The sequence below is a fragment of the Amycolatopsis sp. NPDC026612 genome (genome assembly GCF_040638285.1).
Lineage (GTDB): Bacteria > Actinomycetota > Actinomycetes > Mycobacteriales > Pseudonocardiaceae > Amycolatopsis.
This window is the reverse complement of sequence record NZ_JBEZYB010000061.1, coordinates 1-19,595: the sequence shown is the minus strand read 5'-3', so window position 1 is coordinate 19,595 and position 19,595 is coordinate 1. Positions and strand designations below refer to the sequence as shown.

Below are 19,595 nucleotides of genomic sequence, written 5' to 3'. Positions count from 1 at the left end.
TTCGGGTTGCTCGTCCTGGGGCGGCCGATCCCTTCGGGGGTCCGGCCGCCTCGGTGCGAGTGGCCACGGTCCGCGGAGCTCTTTCCTTCGGGTGAGGCGAGCGGGCAAAGGCAGTGAGACGGTCAGTGCTTGCAGGTGACAGTGCTTGCAAAAGCGGTGCCGGCTCATCGCCTCCTCACGTTGAGGAAGACCAGGCAAGACGACGATCCCGCGGGATCCGTCTGTGCGTCGGGCGCGACACGCCCGACCGCGTGGACCGGGGACAGGGCCGTTGAACTGCGGAAACCCAGGCTCAGGGTGGCAACATCCAGCGGGGTTTGTGAGATAGCGGCACGAGACGACAAGGAACGAGCAGCCACCATGGCGGGACAGAAGATCCGCATCCGGCTCAAGGCCTACGACCACGAGGCGATCGACACCTCGGCGCGCAAGATCGTGGAGACGGTCACGCGCACCGGCGCCCGGGTTGTCGGGCCGGTGCCGCTGCCCACCGAGAAGAACGTTTACTGCGTCATCCGCTCGCCGCACAAGTACAAGGACTCGCGCGAGCACTTCGAGATGCGCACGCACAAGCGTCTGATCGACATCCTCGACCCGACGCCGAAGACGGTCGACGCGCTCATGCGCATCGACCTGCCGGCGAGCGTCGACGTCAACATCCAGTAGTAGCGGCGGGCGAGCGGCGGAGAGTAAGAGACTCATGTCTGACAGGCAGATGAAGGGCATCCTGGGCACCAAGCTCGGGATGACCCAGGTCTTCGACGAGCAGAACCGGGTTGTCCCGGTCACCGTCGTGAAGGCCGGTCCGAACGTGGTCACCCAGGTTCGGACCCAGGACAAGGACGGCTACATGGCCGTGCAGCTGGCGTTCGGCGCGGTCGACCCGCGCAGGGTGAACAAGCCGCGCACGGGCCACTTCGACAAGGCGGGCGTGACGCCGCGCCGGTTCCTCGCCGAGCTGCGTACCACCGACGCCGAGACCTACGAGGTCGGGCAGGAGATCACCGCCGAGGTGTTCGCCGCCGGCGTCGAGGTCGACGTGACCGGTACCAGCAAGGGCAAGGGCTACGCGGGCGTCATGAAGCGCCACGGCTTCAAGGGCCAGGGCGCGAGCCACGGTGCTCAGGCCGTGCACCGCCGACCGGGCTCGATCGGTGGCTGTGCCACCCCGGGCCGCGTTTTCAAGGGCGTGCGCATGGCAGGCCGAATGGGCAGTGACCGGGTCACCACGCAGAACCTGACCGTGCACGCCGTGCGTGCCGACGACGGCCTGCTGCTGATCAAGGGCGCCGTGCCCGGTCCCAAGGGCGGCGTGCTGTTCGTTCGCAGCGCCGCGAAGGGTGGTAACTCCGAATGACAAGCGTCGAGCTGAAGACCCCGGCCGGTAAAGCCGACGGCACCGTGGACCTCCCCGAGGAGATCTTCGACGTGCAGGCCAATGTCGCGCTGATGCACCAGGTCGTGATCGGCCAGCTGGCCGCCGCGCGCCAGGGCACGCACGACACGAAGACCCGTGGCGAAGTTCGCGGTGGTGGCAAGAAGCCGTACCGGCAGAAGGGCACCGGCCGTGCCCGCCAGGGTTCGACCCGCGCCCCGCAGTTCGTCGGTGGTGGCGTCGTCCACGGCCCCACGCCGCGTGACTACGCCCAGCGCACCCCGAAGAAGATGAAGGCCGCCGCCCTGCGTGGCGCCCTCTCCGACCGGGCGCGCGCCGGCCAGCTGCACATCGTCACCGAGCTGGTGACCGGTGAGAAGCCGTCCACCAAGGCCGCCAAGAGCGTGCTCGCCGCGGTGACGCAGGCGAAGCGCGTCCTCGTGGTGCTGCACCGGGACGACGAGTACAGCTGGGTTTCCCTGCGGAATCTCCCCGAGGTGCACCTGCTCTGGGCCGACCAGCTCAACACCTACGACGTGCTGGTCAACGACGACGTCGTGTTCACCAAGGCCGCGTACGACGTGTTCGTCGCCGGCCCCGTCCGCGGTAAGACCGTCAAGGCTTCCGCGCGGTCGGGCGAGGTCACGGAAGGGAGTGACGAGAAGTGAGTTCGGTCGCCATTCCGGACCCCCGCGACATCCTGCTCGCGCCGGTCATCTCCGAGAAGTCCTACGGGCTGCTCGAGGACCACAAGTACACGTTCATCGTCCGTCCGGACGCCAACAAGACCCAGGTCAAGATCGCGGTCGAGAAGGTGTTCGGCGTCAAGGTGGTCAGTGTCAACACGGCCAACCGCAAGGGCAAGCGTAAGCGGACTCGCGCCGGCTTCGGCAAGCGCAAGGACACCAAGCGCGCCATCGTGACTCTTTCGCCTGAGAGCAAGGCGATTGAGATCTTCGGCGGACCCACCGCGTAAAGGACTGAGCTGACAATGGGCATCCGCAAGTACAAGCCGACGACCCCGGGTCGTCGCGGTTCGAGCGTCTCGGACTTCGCCGAGATCACCCGCTCGACTCCCGAGAAGTCGCTGCTGCGTCCGCTGAGCAGCACCGGCGGGCGTAACTCGTCGGGCAAGATCACCACCCGGCACAAGGGTGGCGGCCACAAGCGCGCTTACCGCCTCATCGATTTCCGTCGCAACGACAAGGACGGCGTTCCCGCCAAGGTCGCGCACATCGAGTACGACCCCAACCGGTCCGCTCGCATCGCGCTGCTGCACTACGCCGACGGCGAGAAGCGCTACATCATCGCGCCGGAGAAGCTGAAGCAGGGCGACACCGTCGAGAACGGCCCCCGGGCCGACATCAAGCCGGGCAACAACCTGCCGCTGCGCAACATCCCCGTCGGTACCGTGATCCACGCGATCGAGCTCCGCCCCGGCGGCGGCGCGAAGATGGCGCGGTCCGCGGGCGCGAAGGTGCAGCTCGTCGCCAAGGACGGTCCGTACGCCCAGCTGCGTCTCCCCTCGGGCGAGATCCGCAACGTGGACGTGCGCAACCGCGCCACGATCGGCGAGGTCGGCAACTCCGACCACGCCAACATCAACTGGGGCAAGGCGGGTCGTAACCGCTGGCGCGGCAAGCGCCCCACGGTCCGTGGTGTCGTGATGAACCCGGTCGACCACCCGCACGGTGGTGGCGAGGGCAAGACGTCCGGTGGTCGTCACCCCGTCAACCCGAACGGTAAGCCCGAAGGCCGCACGCGTCGCCGCAAGGCGTCCGACGCGATGATCGTCCGCCGCCGCCGTACCGGCAAGAACAAGCGCTGAGCAGGGAGGTAGAAGAACATGCCACGTAGCCTCAAAAAGGGCCCCTTCGTGGACGACCACCTGCTCAAGAAGGTGGACGTTCTCAACGAGTCGGGCAAGAAGACCGTGATCAAGACTTGGTCGCGGCGTTCCACGATCATCCCGGATTTCCTGGGGCACACGATCGCGGTGCACGACGGCCGCAAGCACGTCCCGGTGTTCGTCACCGAGGCGATGGTGGGTCACAAGCTGGGCGAGTTCGCCCCGACGCGGACCTTCAAGGGCCACATCAAGGACGACCGGAAGTCGCGCCGCCGCTGAGCGGGCACGAGAGATCAAGGAACTAGCGATGAACGCCCAGAACGACGTGGCCGAGGCTCTGCCTGTGGCTTACGCGCGGGCTCGCTTCGTCCGGGACTCGCCTACCAAGGTGCGCCGGGTCATCGAGCTCATCAAGGGACGTAGCGCCGCCGACGCCTTGGCCGTGCTCCGTTTCGCCCCTCAGGCGGCGAGCGAGCCGGTCGCGAAGGTGCTTGCCAGCGCTGTGGCCAACGCCGAGAACAACCTTCAGCTGGACCCGGAGACGCTCTGGGTCAAGAACGCGTACGCCGACGAGGGCCCCACCCTCAAGCGGATCCGCCCGCGGGCCCAGGGCCGTGCGTACCGGATCCGCAAGCGGACCAGCCACATCACCGTCGAGGTGGAGTCGCGTCCGGCCGTCGCGCAGAAGGCTCAGAGCAAGAAGAAGGCAGGTGGCCGGTAGTGGGCCAGAAAATCAACCCGCACGGTTTCCGCCTGGGTATCACCACGGACTGGAAGTCGCGCTGGTACGCCGACAAGCAGTACGCCGAGTACGTGGCCGAGGACGTCAAGATCCGCAAGCTGCTGGCGACGGGCATGGAGCGCGCCGGCATCTCGAAGGTCGAGATCGAGCGCACCCGTGACCGCGTCCGCGTCGACATCCACACCGCCCGGCCGGGCATCGTCATCGGCCGCCGCGGCGCGGAGGCCGACCGGATTCGCGGCGCGCTGGAGAAGCTGACCAAGAAGCAGGTCCAGCTGAACATCCTCGAGGTCAAGAACCCCGAGGCCGACGCCCAGCTGGTCGCCCAGGCGGTCGCGGAGCAGCTCTCCAACCGTGTGGCGTTCCGCCGCGCGATGCGGAAGGCGATCCAGACCTCCATGCGCTCGCCGCAGGTCAAGGGCATCCGCGTGCAGTGCGGCGGTCGTCTCGGCGGTGCCGAGATGTCCCGCTCCGAGCACTACCGCGATGGCCGCGTCCCGCTGCACACGCTGCGTGCCGACATCGACTACGGCTTCTTCGAGGCCAAGACGACGTTCGGGCGCATCGGCGTCAAGGTGTGGATCTACAAGGGTGAGCTCGTCGGTGGCCTGAAGGCTCGCGAAGCCCGTGACGCCGCCGAGCGCGCGCCGCGTGGCGGTCGCGACCGCGACCGCAGCGACCGGCCGTCCCGCCCGCGTCGTTCCGGCGCCTCGGGCACGACCGCCACCTCGACCGAAGCCGGTCGCGCCGCAGCGGCCGCCACGACCGAGGCGGCCCCGGCCACCGAGACCGCAGAAAAGACGGAGGGCTGAGACGTGCTCATCCCGCGCAGGGTCAAGCACCGGAAGCAGCACTCCCCGAAGCGCCACGGCGCCGCCAAGGGTGGCACGAAGGTCAGCTTCGGCGAGTACGGCATCCAGGCGCTTGAGCACAGCTACGTGACGAACCGGCAGATCGAGTCCGCTCGTATCGCCATGACCCGTCACATCAAGCGTGGTGGCAAGGTGTGGACGACCATCTACCCGGACCGCCCGCTGACCAAGAAGCCGGCCGAGACCCGGATGGGTTCCGGTAAGGGTTCGCCCGAGTGGTGGGTCGCCAACGTGAAGCCGGGCCGCGTGATGTTCGAGATCAGCTTCCCGAACGAGGAGACCGCCCGCGAGGCGCTCCGTCGCGCGATCCACAAGCTGCCCATGAAATGCCGCATCGTGACCCGTGAAGGTGGTGAGTTCTGATGGCGAACGCAGGTGCTTTGGCATCGGAGCTGCGTGAGCTCACCGCGGAAGAGCTCGTTCTGCGTCTGAAGGAATACAAGGAGGAGCTCTTCAACCTCCGCTTCCAGATGGCGACCGGGCAGCTCGACAACAACCGCCGTCTGCGCACCGTCCGCACGGACATCGCGCGGATCTACACGGTCATGCGCGAGCGCGAACTCGGCCTGTCCGTTGCCCCCGACGCCGAGAGTGAAGGTGCCGCATGAGCGAGCCCACCACCGAGACGCCGGCCCGGAACGACCGCAAGGTCCGCGAGGGCTACGTCGTCTCGGACAAGATGAACAAGACGATCGTGGTCGAGCTCGAGGACCGCAAGAAGCACCCCCGTTACTCGAAGGTCGTCCGCTCCACCTCCAAGGTGAAGGTGCACGACGAGAACAACGAGGCGGGCGTGGGCGACCGGGTCACCCTGATGGAGACCCGCCCGCTGTCCGCGACGAAGCGGTGGCGCCTGGTGCAGATCGTGGAGAAGGCCAAGTAAGCAGGGCTCTTCGGAGTCTTTAGTTCCGCAAGGCTCGCCACTGTGAACCTCACAAACCGTGAAACTTCACAAGCGGGCGAGAACCGGCGCGACATACAGGAGTTGACGTGATCCAGCAGGAGTCGCGGCTTCGGGTAGCCGACAACACGGGTGCAAAGGAAATTCTCTGCATCCGCGTTCTCGGTGGCTCCGGGCGGCGCTACGCCGGCATCGGCGACATCATCGTCGCCACCGTGAAGGACGCCATCCCGGCTGCCGGGGTGAAGAAGGGCGACGTCGTCAAGGCTGTCATCGTCCGCACGGTCAAGGAGCGCCGTCGTCCGGACGGTTCCTACATCCGGTTCGACGAGAACGCCGCCGTGCTCATCAAGAACGACAACGAGCCCCGCGGCACCCGCATCTTCGGCCCGGTGGGCCGCGAGCTGCGTGACCGAAAGTTCATGAAGATCATTTCGCTCGCGCCGGAGGTCTTGTGATGAAGGTGAAGAAGGGCGACACGGTCGTCGTCATCGCCGGCAAGGACAAGGGCGCCAAGGGCAAGGTCATCCAGGCCTACCCGGAGCGCGAGCGCGTGCTGGTCGAGGGCGTGAACCGGATCAAGAAGCACACGCGGATCAGCCAGACCCAGCGCGGTGCGCAGTCCGGCGGCATCGTCACGCAGGAGGCGCCCATCCACGTCTCGAACGTGATGGTCGTCGACTCGGACGGCAAGCCGGCCCGGGTGGGTTACCGCATCGGCGAGGACGGCAAGAAGGTCCGGATCTCGCGCCGGAACGGTAAGGACATCTGATGACCACCGCAGAGAAGACCTCGCCGCGCCTCAAGGTGCGCTACCGCGAGGAAATCAAGGGCCAGCTGCAGGCTGAGTTCTCCTTCGCCAACGTCCACCAGATCCCGGGCGTGACGAAGGTCGTCGTGAACATGGGCGTCGGCGACGCCGCCCGCGACAGCAAGCTGATCGACGGCGCGGTCAAGGACCTCGCCCTGATCACCGGCCAGAAGCCGGAGGTCCGGAAGGCCCGCAAGTCCATCGCGCAGTTCAAGCTGCGTGAAGGTCAGCCGATCGGCGCGCGCGTCACGCTGCGCGGCGACCGGATGTGGGAGTTCCTCGACCGGCTGCTGACCATCGCGCTGCCGCGTATCCGCGACTTCCGCGGGCTTTCGCCGAAGCAGTTCGACGGCCACGGCAACTACACGTTCGGTCTCAACGAGCAGTCGATGTTCCACGAGATCGATCCCGACTCCATCGACCGCCCGCGCGGCATGGACGTCACCGTCGTCACGACCGCCACGAACGACGACGAGGGCCGGGCGCTGCTGCGCAAGCTCGGCTTCCCGTTCAAGGAGAACTGAGCCGATGGCCAAGAAAGCACTGGTCCACAAGGCCGCGAAGAAGCCGAAGTTCGCCGTGCGCGGCTACACCCGCTGCCAGCGGTGCGGCCGCCCGCACGCCGTGTTCCGCAAGTTCGGGCTCTGCCGGATCTGCCTTCGCGAGATGGCGCACGCGGGCGAGCTGCCCGGCGTCCGCAAGTCCAGCTGGTAAGAGCTTTTTTCTAAACTCCCACTTCGCCACAGGCCCCGCTGTCCGTGTTTCGGACGGCGGGGAACCAGGCGAGAAAGGTTGACAGGTCACCATGACGATGACCGACCCCATCGCAGACTTCTTGACGCGTCTGCGTAACGCGAACTCGGCGTACCACGACGAGGTCAAGCTCCCGCACTCGAAGCTCAAGGCGAACATCGCCGAGATCCTCAAGCGCGAGGGTTACATCGCGGGTTACCACGACGAGCCGGGCGAGAAGCACAAGAACCTCGTCGTCGAGCTCAAGTACGGCCCCAACCGTGAGCGGAGCATCGCCGGCCTGCGGCGCGTCTCCAAGCCCGGTCTGCGGATCTACGCAAAATCGACCGAACTGCCGTCCGTCCTCGGCGGCCTGGGCATCGCGATCATCTCGACGTCCGGTGGCCTTCAGACCGACCGTCAGGCCAAGCGCAACAGCGTGGGCGGCGAAGTCCTCGCCTACGTCTGGTAAGGGAAGGGGAACAGGCATGTCACGCATCGGAAAGCTGCCGGTCGCCGTCCCTTCCGGGGTCGAGGTGACCATCGACGGTCAGCACATTCAGGTCAAGGGGCCCAAGGGCACCCTGGAGCACACCATCGCCGAGCCGATCACCGTCGAACGCGACGAGACCGGCACGCTGCTGGTCAAGCGCCCGGACGACGAGCGCACCAGCAAGGCACTGCACGGGCTCACCCGTACGCTGGTGAACAACCTCGTCGTCGGCGTCACCGCCGGCTACGAGAAGAAGATGGAAATCCACGGCGTGGGTTACCGCGTGCAGGCGAAGGGGTCGGACCTCGAGTTCGCTCTCGGCTACTCGCACCCGGTGAAGATCGAGGCCCCCGAGGGCATCACCTTCAAGGTGGAGACCCCGACCCGGTTCTCGGTTTCGGGCATCGACAAGCAGAAGGTCGGCCAGATCTCGGCCGTCATCCGCAAGCTGCGGCGCCCGGACCCGTACAAGGGCAAGGGCCTGCGCTACGAGGGTGAGAAGATCCGCCGCAAGGTCGGAAAGACGGGTAAGTGATCATGAGCGACACGACTACGAAGCGCAAGCCGGTGGGCAAGGACATCTCGACCCGCCGCCGCGTCGCGAAGGCCCGTCGGCACTTCCGGCTCCGCAAGAAGGTCTCGGGCACCGACCAGCGTCCGCGCTTGGTCGTCAAGCGGTCCTCGCGGCACATCGCCGTGCAGGTCATCGACGACCTCGCCGGCCACACGCTGGCGTCCGCGTCCACCCTCGAGGCGGACCTCCGGACGTTCGAGGGCGACAAGAAGGCCAAGGCCGCCAAGGTCGGGGCACTCGTCGCCGAGCGGGCCAAGAACGCCGGGATCTCGGCTGTGGTGTTCGACCGTGGGGGCAACGCCTACCACGGCCGCATCGCCGCGCTCGCCGACGCCGCCCGTGAGGCGGGGTTGGAGTTCTGATGGAGACACAGTTGCAGAAGCAGGAGAGGGAAGCCTGATGCCGGGACGTACACGGCAATTCGGCGGCGGACAGGGCGGACCCGGCGGGCAGGGCGGCAACGACCGCAATGAACGTCGTGGTGGCGGCCGGGACCGGCGCGACAGCGGCCGTGGCGGGGCCGGCCAGGACAAGACCCCGCACCTCGAGAAGGTCGTGACGATCAACCGCGTCGCCAAGGTCGTCAAGGGTGGTCGTCGCTTCAGCTTCACCGCCCTGGTGGTCGTCGGTGACGGCGACGGTCAGGTCGGCGTCGGCTACGGCAAGGCCAAGGAAGTTCCCGCGGCCATCGCCAAGGGCGTCGAGGAAGCGAAGAAGAACTTCTTCCGCGTCCCGCGCATCGGTGGCACCATTCCCCACCCGATCACGGGTGAGGCGTCCGCCGGTGTCGTGCTGCTCCGTCCGGCGTCCGCCGGTACCGGCGTCATCGCCGGTGGCCCGGTGCGCGCGGTGCTGGAGTGCGCGGGCGTCCACGACGTGCTGTCGAAGTCGCTCGGCTCCGACAACGCGATCAACATCGTGCACGCGACCGTGGCGGCCCTGAAGGGCCTGCAGCGTCCGGAAGAGGTGGCGGCCCGCCGTGGCCTGCCGCTCGAGGACGTCGCGCCGGCCCGGATGATGCGCCAACGCGCGGGCCAGGTGGTCTGACATGGCTCAGCTCAAGGTCACCCAGGTCAAGAGCAAGATCGGCACGAAGCACGCTCACCGCGAGTCGCTGCGCACCCTCGGGCTGCGCAAGATCCGCCAGAGCGTCGTGCGTGATGACACCCCCCAGGTGCGCGGCCTGATCCACACCGTCCGCCACCTGGTGGAGGTCGAGGAGGTCCAGGCATGACGGCCATCAAGATCCACCACCTGCGTCCGGCTCCGGGCGCCAAGCGCGACAAGATGCGCGTGGGTCGTGGTGAAGGTTCGAAGGGCAAGACGGCCGGTCGCGGTACGAAGGGCACCAAGGCCCGGAAGAACGTGCCCGCCCGGTTCGAGGGTGGGCAGATGCCCATCCAGATGCGGCTCCCGAAGCTGCGTGGCTTCAAGAACCGCTTCCGCACCGAGTACCAGCCGGTGAACGTGGGCGACATCGCCCGCCTCTTCCCGGACGGCGGCCAGATCGGCGCCGAGGAGCTCGTCAAGGGCGGTCTGGTCCGCAAGGGCAAGCTGGTGAAGGTCCTCGGCAACGGCGACCTCAACGGCGTCAAGCTGGACATCACGGCGGACGCGTTCTCCGGCTCCGCCAAGGAGAAGCTCGAGGCGGCCGGCGGTTCGGCCACCACCAACTGAGCGCAGCAACCCACCGAAAGGCCCGCCTGGTTCACCCAGGCGGGCCTTTCGGCGTCCGATGACCGGAGTTCCGCGCCGCCCGGAGCGCGACCGGAGCGCGACTGGCGGGCCGAATGCCTTGCCGCCGCGGAGATCCGGACGGAGGATCACCAGGTGGACAGACCATCGCAGGACCCGCCCGAGCCGCTGGGATCTCCACCGGAAGCCGCGGACTCGCCGCTGAGCTTCCCCGTCGAGGCATCCCGGCCCGCGGGCCCCGAGCCGGGGTCGGGAGCGCCGCAGGAGTCGCCGGCCGAAGCTTCGCGACCTGGCGACGTAGCGGGGGGAGCGGGGTTCGCTCCTGTTCACCCGGGCGAGGTGCCGCCGCAGGGTGAGCCGTTGCGCTTCCCGGCCGAAGCCCCTCGCCCCCAAGACGCGTTCACCGGGCCGCCCTCCGCGCCGCTCCAGCCTGCACCGCTGCCGTACCCCGTCGCCCAGATCCCCGGCGCCGCCACCGCGGCGCCCCCACCGGTGGCCGAGCCGCCGGAAGCCCCCGCCCCGGCGCCTCCGGTGCCCCTGCTGCGGTTCGTTCCGCCCGTCCTCGCCGTCATCGCCGCCGTCATGACCGCACTCGGCTCCTTCCTGCCGCTGTTCCGGATCCGGCAGCAGATCGGCTCCGGCCAGCAGTTCCTGGACAACCCGATGATCGTCACCGAGACGGCCTGGGGCAGCAGCTTCGAGATCCCGGGCCAGGAGGTGACCGACCAGACCGGCTCGCCGGTCGGCATCCCGCTCCTCATCGCGGTCGTCCTGCTGGTCGCCGCCGCGCTGACCCTCTTCCCGCGGACGAGCCACCGCCTCGGCCGGCGGCTGATCGCGGCGGGGGCCGCCTTCACCGCCGGGGTGGTCATCACCGTCGCCATGAGCGGGATCGGGTGGTCGGCGCTCGCCGGCGGCGGTGAGCTGGAGGTCGCCACGGCACCGGGCATGTGGCTGCTGATCGCCGGGACCGTCGCGGCCGCGGCCGCTGCCGCGGTGGCCTACCTGCCTGCCCGAGGACGCTTCGCCGGCGACTGGGCCGATCCGGCCGTCGCCTACGCGGACACCCCGACGCCGCCCGCCGGCGTCGCCATCACCGTCCTGCCGCCGGAGCCGGGGGAGGACCAGCGCGGGTGATCCCGGGCGTTACGCCGGGGGCGAACAACGTGCCCGGCGTCCCCACGGGATGACTCTCGGTGTTCGCCCAGCTCGCGGCTTTCTCCCTGCTGATTGCCGCCGTGAGGGCCGGACCAGGTCAAGCGCTCGCCGCGCCGGAGACCGCGCCGGCGATCGTCAAGCAGGCCCCCGGCCCGAAGGTGATCGACGCAGGTCATGCCTTACCCACCAACAGGATCCCCGGGCACGCGCGATCAGCGGCCGAGCCCCCGAAATCGGCCCCACGGCGAGCCGGTGTGTCAAGCAATACCGCCAAGACGGCGATGTGGATCAACCCGCCGGAGCAACCTTGGTACGGAAAACGCACACGGACTGCGGACACGCCCGGTGAAGCTGTTAGAGTCGGCGACACGCTTCGGGACGAGTGTGCCCCGAAGCGTTCCTGGCTTGCGTGCCAGTAGTGCTGTGTGTTCCTGCCGGCCCCGTGCCGGCCAAGCCGATCGTCGGTTAGGACAGCCGACGACGCCGAGGAGGTCCCCCGCGTGCTCAGCGCCTTCCGCTCGGCTCTCGCGACGCCGGATCTACGCAAGAAGATCCTGTTCACGCTAGCCATCGTCGCGGTTTACCGAATCGGTGCGACCATTCCGGCGCCCGGCATCTCGTACGGTGCCGTACAGGCCTGTAGCTCCCAGGCGCAGCAGGAGGGCGTCTACCAGCTGCTGAACCTGTTCAGCGGTGGTGCGCTGCTGCAGCTGTCGCTCTTCTCGACCGGCATCATGCCGTACATCACGGCGAGCATCATCATCCAGCTGCTCACCGTGGTCATCCCGCGGTTCGAGGAGCTGAAGAAGGAAGGGCAGTCCGGCCAGGGCAAGCTGACCCAGTACACCCGGTACCTGACGATCGCGCTGGCGATCCTCCAGGCCACCGGCGTGGTCGCGCTCGCGGACCGCAAGCAGCTCTTCCCCGACTGCCAGTCGCCGATCATCCCGGACAACAGCGTCTACTCGCTGGCCATCATCGTCATCACGATGACCGCGGGCACCGCCGTCATGATGTGGCTGGGTGAGCTGATCACCGAGCGCGGTGTCGGCAACGGCATGTCCGTCCTGATCTTCCTGAACATCGCCGCGCGCATCCCGGTCGAGGGCGGCAACATCCTGTCCAACGGCGGTGGCATCGCGCTGACGATGATCTGCGTCTTCGGCCTGGTGATCATCGCGAGCGTCATCTTCGTCGAGCAGGGGCAGCGCCGGATCCCGGTGCAGTACGCCAAGCGCATGATCGGCCGCCGGATGTACGGCGGCACGTCGACCTACCTGCCGATCAAGGTGAACCAGGCCGGCGTCATCCCGGTCATCTTCGCTTCGTCCCTGCTGTACCTGCCGGACCTGATCAGCCGCCTCGTCGGCGACCAGAACAGCAACTCCGGCTGGCAGGTGTTCATCAAGAACTACGTCGTGAACCAGTCCAGCTGGGTGCACATCGCGCTGTACTTCGCGCTGATCATCTTCTTCACGTACTTCTACATCACGATCACGTTCAACGTGGACGAGCGCGCGGACGAGATGAAGAAGTTCGGTGGCTTCATCCCGGGCATCCGCCCGGGCCGTCCCACCGCGGAGTACCTGAGCTACGTGCTCGGCCGGATCACCCTGCCGGGTTCGCTGTACCTGGGCATCATCGCGATCCTCCCGAACTTCTTCCTGTCGGTGACCGGTAGCGGGAACAACCAGAACTTCCCGTTCGGTGGCACGGCTGTGCTGATCATGGTCGGTGTCGGTCTCGACACCGTGAAGCAGATCGAAAGCCAGCTGATGCAGCGCAACTACGAAGGGTTCTTGAAGTGACGCGCCTGGTTCTCGTCGGACCGCCCGGCGCCGGCAAGGGCACGCAGGCGGTGGCCCTGTCCGGGCAGTTGCGCATCCCGCACATCTCCACGGGTGACCTGTTCCGCGCGCACGTCGGCCAGGAGACGCCGCTGGGCCAGGAGGCGAAGCGCTACCTGGACTCGGGCGAGCTCGTGCCCGACTCGGTCACCAACGAGATGGTCCGCGAGCGGCTCGCCGAGCCGGACGCGAAGGCCGGCTTCCTGCTCGACGGCTTCCCCCGCAACACCAAGCAGGCCGAGGTCCTCGGCGAGATCCTGGGTGACGCCGACGTCTCGCTCGACGCGGTCATCCAGCTGCAGGTCCCGGAAGACGTCGTCGTCGGGCGGCTCATGTCGCGCGGCCGCGCGGACGACACCGAAGAGGTCATCCGCCGCCGTCAGCAGATCTACGTGTCGGACACCGCACCGCTGCTCGAGTACTACGCCGGCATCCTCGTGACCGTCGACGGCGTCGGCAGTGTCGAGGAAATTTCCGGCCGGGTGCTGAAAGCGCTGCGCGACCGCACGTGAACCTCGGAGGATTGCGTGTTCTGCAAGTGCTCCGCCGTGGGCGCATGATCGAGGTCAAGACCCCGGACGAGCTGCAGGCGATGCGGGCCGCGGGCCTCGTCGTCGCCCGCACGCTCGCCGCGGTCCGCGCCGCGGCGAAGCCGGGCGTCAGCACCGCCGAGCTCGACGAGCTGGCAGAGCAGACGATCCGGGACGCCGGCGCGGTGCCGTCGTTCCAGGGCTACCACGGGTTCCCGGCGTCGATCTGCGCGTCGGTGAACGAACAGATCGTCCACGGCATCCCGGCGAAGACCCAGGTGCTGGCCGACGGCGACATCATCTCCGTCGACTGCGGCGCGATCCTGGACGGCTGGCACGGCGACTCCGCCGTGACGCTGGCCATCGGCACGGTCTCCGACGCCGACCTCGCGCTGTCCGCCGCGACCGAGGCGGCGATGTGGGCCGGGATCGAGGCGGTCCGCCCCGGCGGCCGGCTCACCGACATCTCCTACGCCGTCCAGTCCGCCGCCGAGCGCGCGGGTCGCGACGACGGCATCGAGTACGGGATGATCGTCGAGTACGGCGGCCACGGCATCGGCCGCCAGATGCACATGGATCCCTTCCTGCCGAACATCGGCAAGCCGGGCAAGGGCCCGCGGCTCAAGCCGGGCATGGCACTGGCGATCGAGCCGATGCTGACCGGTGGCGGCGGGGAGACCCGCGAACTGGACGACGGCTGGACGGTCGTCACGGCCGACGGCTCCCGCGCGGCCCACTGGGAGCACACGGTGGCGATCACCGAAGAGGGCCCGTGGGTCCTCACCGCTCCCGAAGACGCCTGACCTGCGCAAACACCGTCGTGAGTGGTAAAGACGGTTAGAACCGTCTTTACCACTCACGACCGCTGTCGCTGGTCCGCTTAGCATGGTCACCCCCGGTTGGGGGTCGCGACACGGGTTGCGTACACTGTCAAGTCGGCGCACTTATCGCGCCCGGATCCTGCGCGTTCGTGAACTCACGGTCTTGGGACTCGGGCACCAGTGTGCCGACGCACCACCCAACCAGCACTAGTGCTCAGGTTGGTCACAAAGCGTAGCGACAGACAGTGTCGACAAAGGCTGTATGCGACAGGAAATGCGGAGGACATGGCGAAGAAAGACGGGGCCATCGAGGTCGAAGGCCGCGTAGTCGAGCCGCTCCCCAACGCGATGTTCCGCGTCGAGTTGGAGAACGGTCACAAGGTCCTGGCACACATCAGCGGCAAGATGCGGCAGCACTACATCCGCATCCTGCCCGAGGACAGGGTTGTCGTGGAGCTTTCGCCCTACGACCTCTCTCGTGGTCGCATCGTCTACCGCTACAAGTGATCACGAGCAGCTCAGAAGCAGGAGAGCAGAAGACGTGAAGGTCCAGCCGAGCGTCAAGAAGATCTGCGACAAGTGCAAGGTGATCCGCCGTCACGGCCGGATCATGGTGATCTGCGAAAACCTGCGGCACAAGCAGCGGCAGGGCTGATCGCCCGCACTCGACCAGAGTGGATTGACGGCTACACAACCTCCCCGCACCTGCCGGGTCACGCGAGTGAGCCGGTTCACCCCCGGGCTTCAGGCCGGGGCCGGGACACCCGAAGCGCAAGCCGAGGGCACGACAGGCGAGTCGGTCCCGGAACCGGACGGGGAGCAGACCTGAAGATGAAACCGAAGAAGGAGCATCAACGCCAATGGCACGACTCGCTGGCGTAGACCTCCCCCGCGAAAAGCGGTTGGAGATCGCGCTTACCTACATCTACGGCATCGGCCGTACCCGCTCGAAGCAGCTGATCAAGGCTGCCGAGCTCAACGCGGACACCCGCGTCAAGGACCTCAGCGATGACGACCTCGCGAAGCTGCGTGTGTACATCGAAGAGAACTTCAAGGTCGAGGGTGACCTTCGCCGTGAGGTGAACGCCGACATCCGTCGGAAGATCGAGATCGGGTGCTACGAGGGCCTTCGCTGGCGTCGCGGACTGCCCGTCCGTGGTCAGCGCACGAAGACCAACGCCCGTACCCGCAAGGGTCCGAAGAAGACGGTCGCCGGCAAGAAGAAGGCTGGCAAGAAGTGAGCGTCCAGGGCAAGAAGGTCGTGCAGATGGGCGGCACTCACCGCCGCGGCTCGGCTTGTGTCTCGCCCAAGGCGCTCTACGCCCGCCCGATGGCGCTCCGCAACCTGTACACCGACGCCGGTTCGATCATCCGGCGCGGCCAGGCCGAAGCGGTCGCCGCTCACCAAGAGAACGCGCGCTAACAGGAGATCCCTCACAACATGCCACCGAAGTCTCGTACTGCGGCCGGGGCCAAGAAGGTCCGCCGCAAGGAAAAGAAGAATGTTGCGCACGGTCACGCGCACATCAAGAGCACCTTCAACAACACCATCGTCTCGATCACGGACCCGACCGGTGCCGTGATCGCGTGGGCGTCGAGTGGGCACGTGGGCTTCAAGGGCTCCCGCAAGTCCACCCCGTTCGCCGCGCAGATGGCTGCTGAGAACGCTGCCCGCAAGGCTGCCGAGCACGGCATGAAGAAGGTCGACGTCTTCGTGAAGGGCCCGGGTTCGGGCCGCGAGACGGCGATCCGCTCGCTGCAGGCAGCCGGCCTCGAGGTCGGCACCATCCAGGACGTGACCCCGCAGCCTCACAACGGCTGCCGCCCGCCCAAGCGGCGCCGGGTCTGAGGAACGGGGAGGAGTAAGAAGAAATGGCTCGTTACACCGGCCCCGCGACGCGTATTTCGCGTCGCCTCAAGGTTGACCTCATCGGCGGCGACCAGGCTTTCGAGCGTCGCCCCTACCCGCCGGGCCAGCACGGCCGCGGGCGCATCAAGGAGTCCGAGTACCTCCTGCAGTCGCAGGAGAAGCAGAAGGCTCGCTACACCTACGGCGTTCTCGAGCGTCAGTTCGTCCGGTACTACAAGGAAGCCGTCCGGCGTCCTGGCAAGACCGGTGAGAACCTGCTGCAGATCCTCGAGTCCCGCCTGGACAACGTGATCTACCGCGCCGGCATCGCCCGCACCCGCCGTCAGGCGCGTCAGCTGGTGAGCCACGGCCACTTCCTGGTCAACGGCAAGAAGGTCAACGTCCCGTCCTTCCAGGTCTCGAAGTGGGACATCATCGACGTGCGGCCGAAGTCGTTCTCGATGCTGCCCCTGGTCGTGGCCAAGGAGTCCTACGGCGACCGCCCGATCCCGGCGTGGCTGCAGGTCGTCCAGTCCAACCTCCGCGTGCTGGTCCACCAGCTGCCGGAGCGTGCGCAGATCGACGTTCCGGTTCAGGAACAGCTGATCGTCGAGCTCTACTCGAAGTAGTCCGGCCCCGGCTGGGTTACGGGCGGCGGCGCAACAGGTGCGCCGCCGCCGCGCCATCCCTTCGACGTCATATGGCGGGCGTCGTCTGGAAAGGAATTAGGAAGAATGCTGATTTCCCAGCGGCCGGCTCTCGGCGAAGAGACGGTCAACGAGACCCGCTCCCGGTTCACCATCGAACCGCTGGAGCCCGGCTTCGGCTACACGCTCGGCAACTCGCTGCGTCGTACGCTGCTGTCGTCCATCCCGGGCGCGGCCGTGACGAGCATCCGCATCGACGGCGTGCTGCACGAATTCACCACCGTTCCCGGGGTGAAGGAAGACGTCACCGACGTCATCCTGAACCTCAAGGAGCTCGTGGTGTCCTCGGAAGAGGACGAGCCGGTCACCATGTACCTGCGCAAGCAGGGCCCCGGTGAGGTCACGGCCGCCGACATCGTGCCGCCGGCCGGTGTCACCGTGCACAACCAGGACCTGCACATCGCGTCGCTGAACGGCAAGGGCAAGCTCGAGATCGAGCTCGTCGTCGAGCGCGGCCGCGGTTACGTTCCGGCCCTGCAGAACAAGCAGGCGGGCGCGGAGATCGGCCGGATTCCGGTCGACTCGATCTACTCGCCGGTGCTGAAGGTGACGTACAAGGTCGAGGCCACCCGTGTCGAGCAGCGCACCGACTTCGACAAGCTGATCCTGGACGTCGAGACCAAGCCGTCGATCACGCCGCGCGACGCGGTCGCGTCGGCGGGCAAGACGCTGGTGGAGCTGTTCGGTCTCGCTCGCGAGCTGAACGTCGACGCCGAGGGCATCGAGATCGGCCCGTCGCCGCAGGAAGCGGACACCATCGCCGCCTACGCGATGCCGATCGAGGACCTGGACCTCACCGTCCGGTCGTACAACTGCCTCAAGCGCGAGGGTATCCACACGGTGGGCGAGCTGGTCTCGCGCAGCGAGGCGGACCTGCTCGACATCCGGAACTTCGGCGCCAAGTCGATCGACGAGGTGAAGCTGAAGCTCGTCGGCCTCGGCCTCGCGCTGAAGGACAGCCCGCCCGGGTTCGACCCGACCGCGGCGGCCGCCAGCTACGACGGTGAAGGCTGGTCGGAAGGTGTCGGTGGCATCGCCGACGGGATTTCGGACGGCCACGACGATGGCCAGGACTACGCAGAGACCGAGCAGCTCTAGGGCTCTGTGCCTGGACGCTGCGAGCTGAACTAGTAGGAGAACCAATGCCCACCCCTACCAAGGGAGCCCGGCTCGGCGGGTCGTCCGCGCACGAGCGGCTGATCCTGGCCAACTTGGCCACGCAGCTGTTCGAGCACGGCAAGATCACCACGACCGAGGCGAAGGCGAAGCGGGTCCGTCCGCTGGCCGAGAAGCTGATCACGAAGGCGAAGCGGGGCGACCTGCACAACCGCCGTCAGGTTCAGCGCATCGTCCGTGACAAGGACGTCGTCCACAAGCTGTTCGCCGAGATCGGTCCGCACTTCGCGGAGCGTCCCGGTGGCTACACCCGGATCACCAAGACGATGGCGCGCAAGGGCGACAACGCCAAGATGGCGGTCATCGAACTGGTGCCCGAGAAGACCGTGACGTCCGAGGCCGAGCGGGCTCGCAAGACGAAGTTCGCCAAGGACGAGAAGGCCGCCGCCCCGGTCGCCGAGGAGACCACCTCGACCGAGGAAGCTCCGGCTGCCGAGGAAGCCAAGGCCGAAGACACCACCGCCGAGACCGAAGCCCCGGCTCAGAACGACGCGGACGCGGACGCGGACGCCAAGAAGGACTGACGTCCTGACGGCCGCTTCGACACCGGACGAGCCCGCCACTCCCCCGGGGGAGGGCGGGCTCGTTCGTCTGCGCCTGGAAGTCTCCTACGACGGCACGGACTTCTCGGGCTGGGCCCGGCAGCCGGGCCGCCGGACGGTCCAGGGCGTCCTGGAGGAGGCCCTGCAGCGGCAGCCACCGGGCGCCGCCGTCCCGAAGTCCGTCGTCGTGGCGGGCCGGACGGACGCCGGGGTGCACGCGACCGGCCAGGTGGTGCACGTCGACGTCGTCCCGCTCCCGCCGGGGGCTTCCGGCCGCGTCCCGGTCTCCGCCGAAGGCATCCCCGACCTGACCCGGATGGCGGGCCGCTGGAACCGCCTGCTGCCGGGTGACGTCCGGGTGCTGGCCGCCCGGGTGGCCCCTGACGGGTTCGACGCGCGGTTCTCGGCGATCCGCCGCCACTACCGCTACTGCGTCTCGGACGCGCCGTGGGGCGTGGACCCGTTGCGCCGCAAGGACACCCTGGCCTGGAACCGTCCGCTGTCGACGGACGCGATGAATGCGGCGGCGGCGGAGCTGCTCGGCCTGCAGGACTTCGCGGCGTACTGCAAGCAGCGCGACACGGGCACGACGATCCGCGAGCTGCAGCGCCTGGTCTGGCGCCGGGTGGACGAGCACCTGCTGGAGGTCGAGGTTTCGGCGGACGCGTTCTGCCACTCGATGGTCCGCAGCCTGGTGGGCGCCCTGCTCCTGGTGGGCGACGGACGCCGCGGGCGCGCGTGGCCCGGGGAAGTCCTGGCGAGCGGAGTCCGCGACAGTGCGGTCGCCCCCGCCCACGGCCTCACGCTCACCGCCGTCGACTACCCCCCGGACGCCGAACTGGCCGCCCGCGCGGAGCAAACCCGCAACGTCCGCACCTCCCCGTCGTGAGTGGTAATGAGGGTTCTAACCCTCATTACCAC

Annotated in this window: 34 protein-coding genes; all 34 read left to right on the top strand. The window is 67.8% G+C overall.

The features are described 5' to 3' along the window. Positions 1-360: 360 nt before the first annotated feature. Positions 361-666, top strand: coding sequence for a 30S ribosomal protein S10 (gene rpsJ, locus AB0F15_RS34675; protein ID WP_003102098.1), 306 nt, complete (start codon positions 361-363; stop codon positions 664-666). 34 nt (positions 667-700) lie between these two features. After that, complete coding sequence (gene rplC / locus AB0F15_RS34670; protein WP_360279846.1) at positions 701-1,357, top strand: 50S ribosomal protein L3; 657 nt, start codon at positions 701-703, stop codon at positions 1,355-1,357. Then, positions 1,354-2,043 carry a 50S ribosomal protein L4 gene (gene rplD / locus AB0F15_RS34665; RefSeq protein ID WP_360279843.1) on the top strand — a complete coding sequence of 230 codons (690 nt, stop codon included), beginning with the start codon at positions 1,354-1,356 and terminating at the stop codon, positions 2,041-2,043. The genes rplC and rplD overlap by 4 nt, the downstream gene beginning before the upstream one ends. After that, positions 2,040-2,351, top strand: coding sequence for a 50S ribosomal protein L23 (gene rplW / locus AB0F15_RS34660; protein ID WP_284745387.1), 312 nt, complete (start codon positions 2,040-2,042; stop codon positions 2,349-2,351). Before rplD ends, rplW begins: the two co-directional genes overlap by 4 nt. A 15-nt stretch (positions 2,352-2,366) precedes the next feature. After that, positions 2,367-3,203: a 50S ribosomal protein L2 gene (gene rplB, locus AB0F15_RS34655; RefSeq protein WP_360279840.1), complete on the top strand. Its 837-nt coding sequence runs from the start codon at positions 2,367-2,369 to the stop codon at positions 3,201-3,203. Between the two features lie 18 nt (positions 3,204-3,221). Next, positions 3,222-3,503, top strand: coding sequence for a 30S ribosomal protein S19 (rpsS, locus tag AB0F15_RS34650; RefSeq protein WP_026468892.1), 282 nt, complete (start codon positions 3,222-3,224; stop codon positions 3,501-3,503). Positions 3,504-3,531: 28 nt separating this feature from the next. Continuing rightward, positions 3,532-3,945 (top strand): 50S ribosomal protein L22, encoded by a 414-nt coding sequence (gene rplV, locus AB0F15_RS34645; protein ID WP_360279837.1) that lies wholly within the window; start codon positions 3,532-3,534, stop codon positions 3,943-3,945. After that, on the top strand, positions 3,945-4,778 hold the full coding sequence (gene rpsC / locus AB0F15_RS34640; protein ID WP_308669973.1) for a 30S ribosomal protein S3: 834 nt from the start codon (positions 3,945-3,947) through the stop codon (positions 4,776-4,778). The genes rplV and rpsC overlap by 1 nt, the downstream gene beginning before the upstream one ends. Positions 4,779-4,781: 3 nt before the next feature. After that, positions 4,782-5,201: a 50S ribosomal protein L16 gene (gene rplP, locus AB0F15_RS34635; RefSeq protein ID WP_360279834.1), complete on the top strand. Its 420-nt coding sequence runs from the start codon at positions 4,782-4,784 to the stop codon at positions 5,199-5,201. Continuing rightward, positions 5,201-5,446: a 50S ribosomal protein L29 gene (gene rpmC, locus AB0F15_RS34630; protein WP_086675500.1), complete on the top strand. Its 246-nt coding sequence runs from the start codon at positions 5,201-5,203 to the stop codon at positions 5,444-5,446. The genes rplP and rpmC overlap by 1 nt, the downstream gene beginning before the upstream one ends. Beyond that, positions 5,443-5,721 (top strand): 30S ribosomal protein S17, encoded by a 279-nt coding sequence (rpsQ, locus tag AB0F15_RS34625; RefSeq protein ID WP_043781942.1) that lies wholly within the window; start codon positions 5,443-5,445, stop codon positions 5,719-5,721. Before rpmC ends, rpsQ begins: the two co-directional genes overlap by 4 nt. 107 nt (positions 5,722-5,828) lie before the next feature. Next, complete coding sequence (gene rplN, locus AB0F15_RS34620) at positions 5,829-6,197, top strand: 50S ribosomal protein L14 (protein ID WP_004558867.1); 369 nt, start codon at positions 5,829-5,831, stop codon at positions 6,195-6,197. Beyond that, positions 6,197-6,511, top strand: coding sequence for a 50S ribosomal protein L24 (gene rplX, locus AB0F15_RS34615; RefSeq protein ID WP_013222610.1), 315 nt, complete (start codon positions 6,197-6,199; stop codon positions 6,509-6,511). The genes rplN and rplX overlap by 1 nt, the downstream gene beginning before the upstream one ends. Further along, on the top strand, positions 6,511-7,074 hold the full coding sequence (gene rplE, locus AB0F15_RS34610) for a 50S ribosomal protein L5 (protein ID WP_308669972.1): 564 nt from the start codon (positions 6,511-6,513) through the stop codon (positions 7,072-7,074). Before rplX ends, rplE begins: the two co-directional genes overlap by 1 nt. A gap of 4 nt (positions 7,075-7,078) precedes the next feature. Next, a complete protein-coding gene (locus AB0F15_RS34605; protein WP_284745392.1) occupies positions 7,079-7,264 on the top strand; it encodes a type Z 30S ribosomal protein S14 in 186 nt (61 codons plus the stop codon). A 91-nt stretch (positions 7,265-7,355) separates the two neighbouring features. Then, on the top strand, positions 7,356-7,754 hold the full coding sequence (gene rpsH, locus AB0F15_RS34600; protein ID WP_103342413.1) for a 30S ribosomal protein S8: 399 nt from the start codon (positions 7,356-7,358) through the stop codon (positions 7,752-7,754). 16 nt (positions 7,755-7,770) lie between these two features. Beyond that, a complete protein-coding gene (rplF, locus tag AB0F15_RS34595; protein ID WP_360279827.1) occupies positions 7,771-8,310 on the top strand; it encodes a 50S ribosomal protein L6 in 540 nt (179 codons plus the stop codon). 2 nt (positions 8,311-8,312) lie between these two features. Then, positions 8,313-8,711: a 50S ribosomal protein L18 gene (gene rplR / locus AB0F15_RS34590; protein WP_360279824.1), complete on the top strand. Its 399-nt coding sequence runs from the start codon at positions 8,313-8,315 to the stop codon at positions 8,709-8,711. 37 nt (positions 8,712-8,748) lie between these two features. Next, on the top strand, positions 8,749-9,396 hold the full coding sequence (rpsE, locus tag AB0F15_RS34585; RefSeq protein WP_093949028.1) for a 30S ribosomal protein S5: 648 nt from the start codon (positions 8,749-8,751) through the stop codon (positions 9,394-9,396). 1 nt (position 9,397) lies between these two features. Next, complete coding sequence (rpmD, locus tag AB0F15_RS34580) at positions 9,398-9,583, top strand: 50S ribosomal protein L30 (protein ID WP_013222615.1); 186 nt, start codon at positions 9,398-9,400, stop codon at positions 9,581-9,583. Beyond that, positions 9,580-10,026, top strand: a complete 447-nt coding sequence (rplO, locus tag AB0F15_RS34575) for a 50S ribosomal protein L15 (protein ID WP_360279821.1) — start codon at positions 9,580-9,582, stop codon at positions 10,024-10,026. Before rpmD ends, rplO begins: the two co-directional genes overlap by 4 nt. A 153-nt stretch (positions 10,027-10,179) precedes the next feature. Next, on the top strand, positions 10,180-11,181 hold the full coding sequence (locus AB0F15_RS34570) for a hypothetical protein (protein ID WP_360279819.1): 1,002 nt from the start codon (positions 10,180-10,182) through the stop codon (positions 11,179-11,181). A 521-nt stretch (positions 11,182-11,702) separates the two neighbouring features. After that, positions 11,703-13,010 (top strand): preprotein translocase subunit SecY, encoded by a 1,308-nt coding sequence (gene secY, locus AB0F15_RS34565; protein WP_360279816.1) that lies wholly within the window; start codon positions 11,703-11,705, stop codon positions 13,008-13,010. Continuing rightward, positions 13,007-13,561, top strand: coding sequence for an adenylate kinase (locus tag AB0F15_RS34560; protein ID WP_360279814.1), 555 nt, complete (start codon positions 13,007-13,009; stop codon positions 13,559-13,561). The genes secY and AB0F15_RS34560 overlap by 4 nt, the downstream gene beginning before the upstream one ends. Before the next feature lie 44 nt (positions 13,562-13,605). Beyond that, the gene (map, locus tag AB0F15_RS34555) at positions 13,606-14,382 is read left to right on the top strand and encodes a type I methionyl aminopeptidase (protein WP_360279811.1); all 777 of its coding nucleotides are present in this window, start codon (positions 13,606-13,608) and stop codon (positions 14,380-14,382) included. A 303-nt stretch (positions 14,383-14,685) separates the two neighbouring features. Continuing rightward, entirely contained in the window at positions 14,686-14,907 is a 222-nt protein-coding gene (gene infA, locus AB0F15_RS34550) for a translation initiation factor IF-1 (protein WP_004558881.1), read from the top strand. 34 nt (positions 14,908-14,941) lie between these two features. Beyond that, entirely contained in the window at positions 14,942-15,055 is a 114-nt protein-coding gene (gene rpmJ, locus AB0F15_RS34545; protein WP_004558882.1) for a 50S ribosomal protein L36, read from the top strand. 205 nt (positions 15,056-15,260) lie between these two features. Continuing rightward, entirely contained in the window at positions 15,261-15,641 is a 381-nt protein-coding gene (rpsM, locus tag AB0F15_RS34540; protein WP_034285908.1) for a 30S ribosomal protein S13, read from the top strand. Then, positions 15,638-15,823, top strand: coding sequence for a hypothetical protein (locus AB0F15_RS34535; protein WP_360279808.1), 186 nt, complete (start codon positions 15,638-15,640; stop codon positions 15,821-15,823). Before rpsM ends, AB0F15_RS34535 begins: the two co-directional genes overlap by 4 nt. Before the next feature lie 18 nt (positions 15,824-15,841). Continuing rightward, positions 15,842-16,249: a 30S ribosomal protein S11 gene (rpsK, locus tag AB0F15_RS34530; RefSeq protein WP_004558885.1), complete on the top strand. Its 408-nt coding sequence runs from the start codon at positions 15,842-15,844 to the stop codon at positions 16,247-16,249. Between the two features lie 23 nt (positions 16,250-16,272). After that, positions 16,273-16,878, top strand: coding sequence for a 30S ribosomal protein S4 (gene rpsD, locus AB0F15_RS34525; RefSeq protein ID WP_360279805.1), 606 nt, complete (start codon positions 16,273-16,275; stop codon positions 16,876-16,878). Between the two features lie 105 nt (positions 16,879-16,983). Then, positions 16,984-18,054: a DNA-directed RNA polymerase subunit alpha gene (locus AB0F15_RS34520; RefSeq protein ID WP_360279801.1), complete on the top strand. Its 1,071-nt coding sequence runs from the start codon at positions 16,984-16,986 to the stop codon at positions 18,052-18,054. A gap of 44 nt (positions 18,055-18,098) precedes the next feature. Then, the gene (gene rplQ, locus AB0F15_RS34515; protein WP_360279797.1) at positions 18,099-18,656 is read left to right on the top strand and encodes a 50S ribosomal protein L17; all 558 of its coding nucleotides are present in this window, start codon (positions 18,099-18,101) and stop codon (positions 18,654-18,656) included. Positions 18,657-18,729: 73 nt separating this feature from the next. After that, positions 18,730-19,563, top strand: coding sequence for a tRNA pseudouridine(38-40) synthase TruA (gene truA, locus AB0F15_RS34510; RefSeq protein WP_360279898.1), 834 nt, complete (start codon positions 18,730-18,732; stop codon positions 19,561-19,563). Positions 19,564-19,595: the final 32 nt, after the last annotated feature.